General features: G+C 63.2%; 7 protein-coding genes. All 7 read right to left on the bottom strand.

Going from position 1 to position 12,680, the window contains the following annotated elements; genetic code table 11:
• Positions 1-132: 132 nt before the first annotated feature.
• Positions 133-1,725 (bottom strand): peptide ABC transporter substrate-binding protein, encoded by a 1,593-nt coding sequence (locus NKJ18_RS10875; protein ID WP_023670734.1) that lies wholly within the window; start codon positions 1,723-1,725, stop codon positions 133-135.
• A gap of 449 nt (positions 1,726-2,174) precedes the next feature.
• Positions 2,175-3,821 (bottom strand): beta-galactosidase BglA, encoded by a 1,647-nt coding sequence (gene bglA / locus NKJ18_RS10870; protein WP_352758210.1) that lies wholly within the window; start codon positions 3,819-3,821, stop codon positions 2,175-2,177.
• Entirely contained in the window at positions 3,821-5,821 is a 2,001-nt protein-coding gene (glgX, locus tag NKJ18_RS10865; RefSeq protein ID WP_352758209.1) for a glycogen debranching protein GlgX, read from the bottom strand. Before glgX ends, bglA begins: the two co-directional genes overlap by 1 nt.
• 157 nt (positions 5,822-5,978) lie before the next feature.
• Complete coding sequence (locus NKJ18_RS10860) at positions 5,979-7,607, bottom strand: alpha-D-glucose phosphate-specific phosphoglucomutase (protein ID WP_023684576.1); 1,629 nt, start codon at positions 7,605-7,607, stop codon at positions 5,979-5,981.
• 3 nt (positions 7,608-7,610) lie between these two features.
• The gene (gene glgA / locus NKJ18_RS10855) at positions 7,611-9,056 is read right to left on the bottom strand and encodes a glycogen synthase GlgA (protein ID WP_023692759.1); all 1,446 of its coding nucleotides are present in this window, start codon (positions 9,054-9,056) and stop codon (positions 7,611-7,613) included.
• 19 nt (positions 9,057-9,075) lie between these two features.
• On the bottom strand, positions 9,076-10,341 hold the full coding sequence (gene glgC / locus NKJ18_RS10850) for a glucose-1-phosphate adenylyltransferase (protein ID WP_023670729.1): 1,266 nt from the start codon (positions 10,339-10,341) through the stop codon (positions 9,076-9,078).
• Positions 10,342-10,448: 107 nt separating this feature from the next.
• Complete coding sequence (gene glgB, locus NKJ18_RS10845) at positions 10,449-12,662, bottom strand: 1,4-alpha-glucan branching protein GlgB (protein WP_352758208.1); 2,214 nt, start codon at positions 12,660-12,662, stop codon at positions 10,449-10,451.
• Positions 12,663-12,680 lie beyond the last annotated feature (18 nt).

Raw genomic sequence — 12,680 nt, 5'->3', positions numbered from 1 at the left:
TTTTGCCCCCCCGCGCGTCCAAATCGAGCCCCGGGGGGTGCCTTAATTGCCGCACCCCTTGGGCGGCGGGGCCATCCCGCCACTCGCGCCCGCGCCCAAAGTGGGGCGGGGCGGTCCAGTCAAGGATGATTATCAGTCCTTGGAGACGAAGCGGGACGGATGGATGTCCATCACATTGTCATCGAAGCCATGCAGCTTCGAGGAAACGATATCGTGGAAGCTGTAGTAGAGAAGCGGAATGTTGCCGACGTCATCGACAAGGATGCGCTCGGCCTCAGTGAGGTCCTTCATGCGCTCTTCCGGCTTGCCGCCGGCAGCCGCGGCCTTGTCCATGGCCGCCTCATATGCCGGGCTGACGTAGTTCGAATAGTTGTTGCCGCTGGCCTTGCGGGTGATGCCGAGGAAGGTCTCGGGATCCTTGTAGTCGGCGATCCAGGCGGCACGCGCCACGTCGTAGTTGCCCTTCTGCTCGAGGAAGGAATAGTGGGTCTTGGTATCGGTGTTGAGCAGCGTGATCTCGACGCCAAGCGGCTTCAACTGTTCCTGGATGGCAACCGCGGTGTTCTTGTGGTTTTCCGAGGTGTTGTAGCGGATCTCCATCTTCAGCGGATGCTCGGGCGTATAGCCGAGTTTCTCAAGGATCTTCTTGGCGGCGTCCTCGCGGTCGATCTGCGGCATGTCGGCGTATTTGGCCATTGCCGGCGTGTAGCCGGCGATGCCCGGAGGCACCATCGAATAGCCAGGCAGCATGGAATTCTGCCAGACCTTTTCGGCCAGGAAGTCGCGGTCGATCGCCATCGAGATGGCGTTGCGCAGCTCGACATTGTCCCACGGTGCCTTGTCGGTCTTGATCGCGTAATAGTAGGTGCCGAGATACGGTCCGACACGGACCTGATCGCCGAACTTGGTCTTGAGGTCAGCGAGCTGTTCGGTCGGCAAGTCGCCGTAGCTGTCGAGTTCGCCGGCCTCGAAGCGCTTCATCGCCGATGAGCGGTCTTCGGTCGGGATGTAGTTGACGACGTCCATCTTGACGGTCGCGGCATCCCAGAATTTCGGGTTCTTGACCAGCTTCATGTGGTCGTTGGGAATCCACTCGGCCAGCGTATAGGCGCCGTTCGAAACGAGATTGCCCGCCTTGATCCAGTCGGCGCCGAGCTTGTCGATCGAGGCCTTGTTGACCGGATAGGTAGCCTGGTGGGTCAGCATCTCGAGGAAGTATGGCGTCGGCGCCTTCAGCGTCACTTCCAGGGTGTTGGCGTCGATCGCCTTGACGCCCATGTCCTCGGGCTTGCCTTTCTTGGTGTTGACTTCCTCGGCGTTCTTCACGGGATAGAGCATGGAAGCGTATTCGGCGGCGGTCGCCGGATCCTCCAGCCTACGGAAGGAATAGACGAAGTCGTCCGCCGTCACCGGGCTGCCATCCGACCACAAGCCGTCCTTGCGCAGCTTGAAGGTGTAGACGGTGCCGTCATCAGATACCGTCCAGCTTTCGGCGGCGCCCGGGATGAGGTTCGTCTTCTGATCGTGCATGACCAGTCCCTGGAACAGGTCGCGTATGATATCGGCTTCGTAGACGGTCGAGGTCTTGTGCGGATCGACCGTCTCCGCTTCGGCGGCGCTGCCTCTGTTATAGACGGTCTCGGCAAGGGCCGGCGTCAGGAACGTGCCTGCGGCAAAGGTCATGGTCGCGGCGACAAGCGTCGCCTTCAGCATATTTTTCAGCATGAAGTCTCTCCCTGTGGCGCTGCCCATCGGCTGCGCCTTACGAGTGTTGACGCCCCGGAACCGATTTCTGGCCCCTTCGAGCGCGCCGCCGGTTCCCGTTCCGGCAGCTGGTGGCAGGAGACTAGACAGACGGAAATATTATTTCAACCGAGTCTTGCTTGACGCTAAGTGAGCATCCTCACCTTAAACCAGCCATAGCTAATCTATATTACAAGATCCAATTGGGTGCAGCTTGTGGTTGTCCTGTAATTTTGGGTTTTGCCCTCAGCAGTTGTCATTAGCGCAACCATCTGGAAAAATTCCAGGAATGCCGTTCGTGGCCAAGCTCGACGAAAGTACCGAAGAAGCCCGAAAATGGAAAACGTGGCGCCGGTGACGTTGCGCGGATCACTCGGCACGGTTGCATGCGGACACGATCTTTTTTGAAGCCGGACGGCGTCCCTGAAAGATCAGCCAACCTTGCCGACAAACCAGCCCAGGGCCGGCAGCAACAGCCCCTCCTCCTGCAGGACGGCACCGCCACCCAGAGCGATCGCCTCGACAGGCTGGAGATCCGGCGGCAGCCGCCAGTCGGCCGGCTTGTCGGCGAAATTGAAGACGCAGAGCAATATCTCCTCGCCCTGCCGGATGAAGGCAAGGACATCGCCGTCGGTATCGAGAAAGCGGATCGGGCCCTTGACCAGCGCCAGATGCGCCTTGCGCAAGGCGAGCATCGTCCGGTAGCCGGCGAGCACGGACTTGTCGTCGGCGTTCTGGATATCGACCGCCCGAGCGCGGTGGCTTTCCGGCACCGGCAGCCAGGGTTTTCCCGAGGAAAAACCGGCATTGTCGGCGCCCGCTTCCCAGACCATCGGTGTGCGGCAGCCGTCCCTGCCCTTTACCCCCGGCCAGAAACGGATGCCGACAGGATCGCGCAGATCCTCGAAGGTCAGTTCAGCCTCCTCCAGCCCAAGCTCTTCGCCTTGGTAGAGACAGATCGAGCCCCGCAGGCAGGAGAGCAAAGCGATAGCGAATGTCGCCACCGCATCTGGATCGCCGCCCGGCCGCGTCCAGCGGCTGACATGGCGCACGACATCGTGGTTGGAGAACGCCCAGCAGACCCAGCCGTCGGCGACAGCTGCCTCGAAGGCCTCGACACAGCCGCGCACATGGGCGGCTGAGAATTGCTGACCGAGCAGGTCGAAGGTGTAGCACATGTTGAGCTTGTCGCCGCCGGATGTGTAGGCGGCCAGCGTCTGCAGCGAACGGCCTTCGTCGCCGACCTCGCCGACACTGGCGCGGCCGTCATATTCGTCGACCAAAGCGCGGAAGCGCCTGAGGAAACCGAGGTTTTCCGGTTGCGTCTTGTCGAACAGATGCTCCTGGAAGAGATAGGTGTTGGTTTCGCCATTGGTGCCGGCGACGCTCGACGCCAGCGGCGGATTGCTGCGCAGCCAGCGGTCGTGGACATAGTAGTTGACCGTATCCAGGCGGAAGCCGTCGACGCCGCGCTCGAGCCAGAACCGCACCGTCTGCAACAACGCGTCTTGAACCTCAGGATTGTGGAAGTTGAGGTCCGGCTGCGAGGCGAGGAAATTGTGCATGTAGTATTGCCGGCGGGTCGCGTCCCACTCCCAGGCCGGGCCGCCGAAGACCGACAGCCAGTTGTTGGGCGCGTTGCCGTCCGGCCTGGTGTCGGCCCAGACATACCAGTCAGCCTTGGGATTATCCTTGCTGGCACGGCTCTCTACAAACCATTCGTGCTTGTCGGAGGAGTGCGACAACACCTGATCGATGATCACCTTCAGGCCGAGCCTGTGCGCCTCGGCAACCAGCGCGTCAAAGTCGTCGAGCGTGCCGAACATCGGATCGACCGCCTGATAGTCGGAGACGTCGTAGCCCATATCGGCCATTGGCGATTTGAAGAAGGGCGACAGCCAGACGGCGTCGACGCCGAGCGAGGCGACGTGCGCCAGCCGTGAGGTGATGCCTGAGAGGTCGCCGCTGCCGTCGCCGGTGGTGTCCTGGAAGGAGCGAGGATAGATCTGGTAGATGACGCAGCCGCGCCACCAGTCGGCGCTCTGTTCGGGTCCCGGCTGGGCATTGTCGTCGGCCATCACGGACCCTTCCTGGCGCGGGCCTTTGCGGTCCGGCGCTCGATCATGAAACTGACACTGCGGCCGGGCAGCGGCCACGCGAGGTCGACCGCTTGCGCTTCAACAGCCGGCTGCCATTCAAACCCTTGCCGCGCGGGCAGCGTGAAGACGCATTGGCGGCGATCGCCATTGACGATCACAGCCAGGCGGCCTTCCCCGCCATCGCCGAGCAGCATGACGAGGCGATGGCGCGAGCCATCGTTCCAGTCGGCTTCGCCGAGCGGCGCGCCGGTCTCGGTCAGCCAGGCGACGTCGGGCGTTTCAGAACCGGCCGGCGGCTCTCCGGTCAGGAAGCGCGTATCGGAAAGCGCCGGCACCGCGCCGCGCAGAGCTGCGAGCGCGGACACATGGGCTTCCAGCCCGACGTCGCGCCCGGCCCAGTCGAGCCAGGTGATGGCGTTGTCCTGCGCATAGGCGTTGTTGTTGCCCTGTTGCGTGCGGCCGAATTCGTCACCCGCCGTCAGCATGATCGTCCCTCGCGAGGCAAACAAGGTGGCAAGCAGTGCGCGCCTATCACCGGAACGGGCCTCGGCAATCGCCTTGTCGGAGGTCTCGCCCTCGACGCCATTGTTCCAGGACAGGTTCTCATTGTGGCCGTCGCGGTTCTTCTCGCCATTGGCCTGGTTGTGCTTGGCTTCATAAGCGACGATATCAGCCAGCGTCATGCCATCGTGCGCGGCGATGAAGTTGACCGTGCGGCTGGCGGATTGGCCCTCCCTGCCGAACACATCGGAGGAGCCGGCGAGCCTTGTCGCCAGCGCACCGACCGCGCCGGCATCGCCGCGCCAGAAGCGCCTGACGTCGTCGCGGTAGCGGTCGTTCCATTCGACGTAAGGCGGCCGGAAATTGCCGAGCTGATAGCCATTCGGGCCGATGTCCCACGGCTCGGCAATCAGCACCCTGTCGGCAAGAATGGGATCGGTTGCGATGGTCTCTAGCAACGGAGCCGCCGGATCGAATACGCCAGCGACGCGGCCGAGGACCGGCGTCAGGTCGAAGCGGAAACCGTCCACGCCGGCTTGGCGGACGAAATGGCGCAGCGTGTCGAGTACCATGTCGCGAACGACCGGATGGTCGCAGGCAATGGTATTGCCGGTGCCGGTATCGTTGGCCAACCTGCCGTCCGGCTCGCTGCGGTAGTAGGCTTGATTGTCGAGGCCGCGCAGCGACAGCGTCGGCCCGAGCCGGTCACTTTCGCCGGTATGATTGAAGACGAGATCGAGGATGGTGCCAATGCCAGCCTTGCGCAGCACCCCCGCCGTATCGCGCAATTCGGCGAGGCCGCCCGGCGCCAGCCGCGGATCGAGCGCCATGAAGGTGACTGGGTTGTAGCCCCATGCGTTGCTGAGGCCGAGCGGCGGTAGATGGCGCTCATCGATCCATGCCGTCACGGGCATCACCTCAACGGCGGAGACGCCGATCTTTCTGAGGTGTTCGAGGATGGCCGGATGCGCAAGTGCCGCAATGGTGCCGCGCTGCGCTTGGGGCACGTCCGGATGCAGTCTGGTGAAGGAACGGACATTGAGTTCGTAGATCAGACCGCCTGGCTGGAACAAAGGCGGCTTGGCCGGCAGCGGCTTCGGTTGAGCCCGCGCGATGGTCTTCGGCATCAGTGGCGCGGTGTCGGCGCCTTCGTTGCGCCGGGCGGCAAGCCGCCAATGATGCTGGTAGGGCCGGTCGATCTCGACGGCGTAGGGATCGGTGAGCAGCTTGTCGGGATCGAACCACAGCCCGCGCTCCGGCGCATATTCGCCGTCGGCGCGAAAGCCGTAGCGCGTACCCGCGGCAAGGCCGGCGACGAACAGCGCATGGACGCCCTCGCTTTCCGGCTGAAGTTCGAGCCGGTCGATTTCACGGGCGCCGGTGTCGTCGAAGATCGACACCCACAGGCGCCGCGCGGATGACGACCAAGCGGCGAAGCGGATGCCTTCGGGAGTGACCGTTGCGCCGAGTTGGGTCATCGGCGCATCCTCCACCCTCCCCCTTGTGGGGAGGGTCGCGAACGAAGTGAGCGAGGTGGGGGTCGGCGCGGGGAAAGCGCTTTACGAGCACCCCCAACCCGATCCGCTGCGCGGATCGACCCTCTCCACAAGGGGGAGGGTAAAGACGTCACCACCCTCAAGTAATCACGCTCGGCTTGTTGCGCCCGGTGTGGCTCTTGATCCCGGCGATATCATCGGCAGCCGCGATCAGGTCAGCGAGCGCCTCTTGCGTGTCGAGATCATGCCGCGCTCTGTCCGGCTCGTAGCGCTCGATGTAGACGCGCAGCGTAGCACCCGACGTGCCGGTGCCGGACAAACGAAACACGACACGCGAGCCGCCTTCGAACAGGATGCGGATGCCCTGGTTCTTGCTCACCGAACCGTCGACGGGATCGTGATAGGCGAAGTCGTCAGCATTGGCGATCTTCAGGCCGCGCACGCTGGTGCCGGGCAGCGAAGCGAGCTTGGCGCGCAACTCGTCGACCAGGGCGTTGGCGCGCTCGGTTTCGACCTCCTCATAGTCATGACGTGAATAGTAATTGCGGCCGTAGGTCGCCCAATGTTCGGTGACGACGTCCTTGCAGCTTTCGCCGCGCACGGCCAGGATGTTCAGCCACAACAGCACCGCCCACAGCCCGTCCTTTTCACGGACATGGTTCGAGCCGGTGCCGGCACTTTCCTCGCCGCAGATCGTTGCCATGCCGGCATCGAGCAGATTGCCGAAGAACTTCCAACCGGTCGGCGTTTCGTAGATGCCGATGCCGAGCTGTTCGGCGACGCGGTCGGCAGCGCCGCTGGTCGGCATCGAGCGGGCGATGCCTTTGAGGCCGTCCTTGTAGCCCGGCGCCAATTGCGCATTGGCGGCAAGCATGGCCACCGAATCCGACGGGGTGACGAAAATGCCCTTGCCGATGATGAGATTGCGGTCACCGTCGCCGTCGGAAGCGGCGCCGAAATCGGGCGCATCCGGTCCCATCATCTCGTCATAGAGATGCTTGGCGTGGACCAGGTTCGGATCCGGGTGATGGCCGCCAAAATCCGGCAGCGGCTTGTAGTTGCGGCAGGTGCCATTCTCCGCGCCGAGCCGGCGCTCGAGGATTTCCTTGGCATACGGGCCGGTGACCGCATGCATGGCGTCGAAGCGCATGCGGAAGCCGTATTTGAAATTGGCGCGGATGGCGTCGAAGTCGAACAGGCTCTCCATCAATTCGGCATAGTCGGTGACCGGGTCGATAATCTCGACCGCCATGCCGCCGGCGGTCACCGTGCCGATCTTGTCGATGTCGATCTGGTCGATGTCGGCGGTCTTGAAGCTCGAAATCGTCTTGGTCTTTTCGAAGATCGCGTCGGTCAGCTTTTCCGGCGCCGGGCCGCCATTGCCGGCATTGTACTTGATGCCGAAATCCTCGTGCGGGCCGCCCGGATTGTGACTGGCCGACAGGATGATGCCGCCGAAGGTCTTGTATTTGCGGATGACATGCGACGCCGCCGGCGTCGACAATATGCCGCCCTGCCCGACCATCACCTTGCCGAAGCCGTTGGCCGCCGCCATGGCGATGGCCTTCTGGATGACCTCGCGGTTGTAGAAGCGGCCGTCGCCGCCGATCACCAGCGTCTTGCCCTCAAAGCCCTCCAGCGCGTCGAAGATCGACTGGATGAAGTTCTCGGCATAGTGCTCCTGCTGAAAGACAGGCACCTTCTTGCGCAGGCCGGACGTGCCGGGTTTCTGGTCGAGATAGGGTTTGGTGGCGACGGTCCGGATCATGCTTCAGGCAACCCTTTTCGAAAGCAGCAGGCGGTAGAGTTCAACGTATTTGTCGGCGCTCTTGTCCCAGGAGACATCGGCCTTCATGCCCTGGCGCTGGATCTGTTCCCAGACGGCCGGGCTCGAATGCGCATCGACCAGCCGGCGGATGGCGTGCAGCATGGCGCCGCCACTATTGGGCGCGAACTGGAAGCCGGTGGCGACACCGGCCGAGATCGCTGCTTCATTGGCGTCGATGATGGTGTCGGCAAGGCCGCCGGTGCGGGCGACGACCGGCACGCAGCCATAGCGTAGGCCGTAAAGCTGGGTCAGCCCGCAAGGCTCGAAGCGCGACGGGATGACGATGGCGTCGCAGCCGCCCTGCATGGTGTGGGAAAGCCCCTCGTCATAGCCGACGACGACGCCGACACGGCCGCGATGGCGGGCGGTGGCAGCCAGCAGCGCGCCTTCCAGGCCGGCGTCGCCTGAGCCGAGGATCGCCAGCCGCGCGCCGGTGGCGACGACGCCGTCGACCACAGCCGCCAGTATGTCCATGCCCTTCTGCCAGGTCAGCCGGCTGACGACGCAGACGATCGGACTGTCGTCGCGCTCGAGGCTGAAGCGGTCCTCGACAACCGCCCGGTTGGGAAGCCGAGCCTTGAGCGTCGCGGCGGAGTAGGCCGACACCAGATGCTTGTCGGTCTCCGGGTTCCAGATGTCGGTGTCGATGCCGTTGACGATGCCGTAGAGGTCGGAAGAGCGCATGTTGATCAGGCCGTCGAGGCCCATGCCGAATTCCGGCGAGCGGATTTCCTGGGCATAGGTGGGGCTCACCGTGGTGATCGCCCAGGCCGCCTGCAGGCCGGCCTTGAGGAAGCCGACGCCGCCATAGTATTCTACGCCGTCGAGCGCCATCGCCGCGGCCGGCAAGCCGAGCTCGCCAAAAATGCCGGCGCCGAACTGACCCTGGAAGGCAAGGTTGTGAACCGTGATCAGCGACGGCACGCCGACCGCCTTGCCGTAGCGCATATAGGCCAGCGTCATCGCCGACTGCCAGTCATGGGCGTGGACGAGATCCGGCTGGTAGCCGGAAATGGCGCCGCCGGCGATATCGCCACCGACCTGGCTCAGCGCAGCAAAACGCCGCCAATTGTCGGGCCAATCGGCGCCGGCCGCATTGCCGTAAGGGCCGCCGGGACGGTCGTAGAGATGCGGCGCGTCGAGCACGAACAGGTCGAGCCCGGCGATCTTGACGGCATGGACCGAAGCCTTGCCGCCCTGCAGCAGCGGGTATTGGTAGACAGCCTTCTTTTTCTTGAAGGCGTCCATCACCTGGGGAAAGCCGGGGATAAGCGTGCGCATGGTCACGCCCTTGGCGGCCAGCGCGATCGGCAATGCGCCGGTCACGTCGGCAAGTCCGCCGGTCTTGATCAGCGGGAATATCTCGGGCGTGACCGACAGAACCTGCATGCGTTTATGGTACCCCGTCTTACAGCTTCAGCTTGTCGATCATGTCCTGCGTGACCAGGCAGATGCCCTTTTCCGAAACCCGGAAACGCTTGGCGTCGAGAACAGGGTCTTCGCCAACCACCAGCCCTTCCGGTATCCTTACACCGTGGTCGATGACGACGCGCTTCAACTTTGCGTTCCGGCCGACATGAACGTCGGGCAGCATGACGACCTCTTCCAGCGTCGAATAGGAGTTGATGCGCGCGCCGGTGAAGATCAGGCTGCGCTTCAGCGAAGCACCCGAGACGATGCAATCGCCTGAGACCAGCGAGGAGACGGCCGAACCGCGCCGGCCATCCTCGTCATGCACGAACTTTGCCGGCGGCTTCAATTCGGCATAGGTCCAGATCGGCCAGTCGCGGTCGTAGAGGTCGAGTTCGGGAGTGATGTCGGTCAGGTCGATATTGGCTTCCCAGTAGGCGTCGACCGTGCCGACATCGCGCCAATAGGCTTCGTTCTCGGCCGTCGAGCGCACGCAGGACTTGGCGAAACGGTGCGCGATCGCCTTACCGTGCTGTACGATGTAGGGGATGATGTCCTTGCCGAAGTCGCGGCTTGAACCCGGCTCGGCGGCATCGCGGCGCAGCTGCTCCATCAGGAACTTGGTCTTGAAGACATAGATGCCCATCGAAGCCAGCGCGAATTCCGGCTTGTCGGGAATGCCGGGCGGGTCGGCGGGCTTTTCGACGAACGCGATGATGTTGTCCTTGCCGTCGACATGCATGACACCGAAGCCGGTCGCTTCCATGCGCGGCACTTCGAGGCAACCGACGGTGACGTCGGCATTGGCGTCGACGTGCTGACGCAGCATCAGCTCGTAGTCCATCTTGTAGATGTGGTCGCCGGCGAGGATGACCATGTATTCGGGGCCATAGGCTTCGATAATATCGATGTTCTGGTAGACGGCGTCGGCGGTGCCTTCATACCACTGCGTTTCCGAGACACGCTGGCTGGCCGGCAGGATGTCGAAGCTTTCGTTTCGCTCCGGCCGCAGGAAGTTCCAGCCGCGCTGCAGGTGGCGGATCAGCGAATGCGCCTTGTACTGGGTGGCGACACCGAGGCGGCGGATGCCGGAATTCAGCGCATTGGACAGCGCGAAATCGATGATGCGCGTCTTGCCGCCGAAATAGACAGCCGGCTTGGCCCTGCGGTCGGTCAATTCCTTGAGCCGGCTGCCGCGGCCGCCGGCCAGCACATAGGCCATGGCATCGCGCGCCAGCGGCTGGGTTCTCTTCAAGTCTGCCATTTTTACCCTCCCAAATTACCAGTCTGGAGCATCGCCCGGTCCGCAACGAGTCGACGGACCTAATCCGAAACGAGTTGACGGATCTAGTCCGCAACGAGTTGACGGACCTAGTCCGCAACGAGTTCAAGCATGATCGTCGACAGCGGCGGCAAAAGCATCGTTGCCGAAATGCCTCCTCCTTCCGCCCTGGCTTCGACCACACCGCCATTGCCCTTGCCCGAACCACCGTAGTCCGAAGCGTCGGTGTTGATGATTTCGCGCCATTTGCCGACCTTGGGCAATGGCACGCGATAATTGTCGCGCGGCACTGGCGTGAAGTTGGAAATGACGGCGATCGGGTTGCCGCCGGGCGCGCTGCGCAGCCAGGCGAAGACCGAATTTTCCTTGTCGTCGACGATCAGCCAGGAGAAGCCGTCCGGCTCGCAGTCGCGTGCATGCAGCGCTGGGCGCGAGCGATAGAGATAGTTGAGGTCGCGCACCGTCTGCCAGACGCCGCGATGCGGGTGGAAGTCGAGCAGGTTCCAGTCGAGCGCGCGCGCCTCGCTCCACTCGCGGTGCTGGGCGAATTCCTGGCCCATGAACAACAGCTTCTTGCCGGGATAGCCCCACATGAAGGCGTAAAAGGCGCGCAAAGTCGCGAACTTCTGCCAGTCGTCGCCGGCCATCTTGCCGAGCAGCGTGCCCTTGCCGTGCACGACCTCGTCATGGGACAGCGGCAGCACGAAATTCTCGGAAAAGGCGTAGGTCAGGCCGAAGGTCAGGTCGTTGTGGTGATGTTTGCGGAAGATCGGCTCCTTGGCGAAATACTCCAGCGTGTCGTGCATGAAGCCCATGTTCCATTTGAAGCCGAAGCCCAGTCCGCCTTCATGCACCGGCGCCGAGACCTTCGGCCATGAGGTCGATTCCTCGGCGATGGTCATCACGCCGGGATGGTGGCTGTAGACCTCCTTGTTCATCTTCTGCAGGAAGGAGACTGCTTCGAGGTTTTCGCGGCCGCCCTTCTCGTTGGGGATCCATTCGCCGGCCTTGCGCGAATAATCGAGGTAGAGCATGGAGGCCACCGCATCGACGCGCAAACCGTCGACATGGTATTTCTCGGCCCAGAACAGCGCATTGTTGACCAGGAACGACACCACCTCGCGGCGGCCGAAATTGTAGATCGCGGTGTTCCAGTCGGGATGAAAACCCTTGCGCGGATCGGCATGCTCATAAAGTGCTGTGCCGTCGAAATTGGCCAGGCCATGCGCGTCGACCGGGAAATGCGCCGGCACCCAGTCGAGGATGACACCGACGCCGGCGCGGTGCGCACCGTCGACGAAACGGGCGAAGCCGTCGGGGTCGCCGAAGCGCGCTGAGGGGGCATAAAGTCCGGTTGTCTGATAACCCCATGACGGGTCATAGGGATGTTCGGAGATCGGCAGGAACTCGATGTGGGTGAAGCCGGTCTCGACAGCATAGGGGATCAGCTGGTTGGCGAGTTCGTCCCATGACAGGAAGCTGCCATCATCGTGCTGCTGCCACGAACCGGCATGGACCTCGTAGATCGATATGGCTTCGCGCCGGGGATCGGCCTTTCGCCAGTAAGCGCGATGCGCCTCGTCGCCCCATTCATGCGCCGGCGGCACCGCCGTCACTGAGGCTGTGGCCGGGCGCAATTCCGACTTGAAGGCGAACGGATCGGCCTTGAGCGGCAGGCGCACGCCGTCCGGGGCAATGATCTCGTATTTATAGGGGTGGCCGGCGCCGATATCGGGAATGAACAGTTCCCAAATGCCGGTGTCGCGGCGGTCGCGCATCGTATGGCGGCGGCCGTCCCATTCGTTGAAGTCGCCGACCACGGAGACGCGCCTTGCATTGGGCGCCCAGACCGCGAAATGGACGCCCGACGCGCCTTCATGGTCGAGGAGATGGGCGCCGAGCTTGTCGAACAGCCTGAGATGCGACCCTTGGGCGATGTAATAATCATCCATCGGGCCGAGTACCGGGCCGAAGGAATAGGGATCGGTCAGCCACCAGTCGCCGCCGGCATTTTTGGCGTGATACCGCAGCGGCTGGCGCTTCTTGATCGACAGTCTGCCTTCGAAGAAACCGGCGGCGTCGCGCCGCGTGAGTTCGCCGGCGTTCTTGCCGGCCAGCGTGTATGCGGTGACGAACTCGGCATTGGGGACGAAGCAGCGGGCAACCAGGCTCTTGCCGGCATCATGCACGCCCAGGATTGCAAAAGGATCGCCATGCGTGCCTGCAACAATTGCGGCGACATCGCCGGCTGACGCCAGCCCGTCCGACCCGCTCGTCGTCGCGGTCGCGCGCGGTTTCTTCATCAGGCGGTGTCCCTCCCT

The sequence above is a fragment of the Mesorhizobium sp. M0217 genome, from assembly GCF_040321955.1.
Taxonomy (GTDB): Bacteria; Pseudomonadota; Alphaproteobacteria; order Rhizobiales; family Rhizobiaceae; genus Mesorhizobium.
Note: the sequence above shows the minus strand (reverse complement) of the source record. Positions and strands in the feature narration are given on the sequence as shown.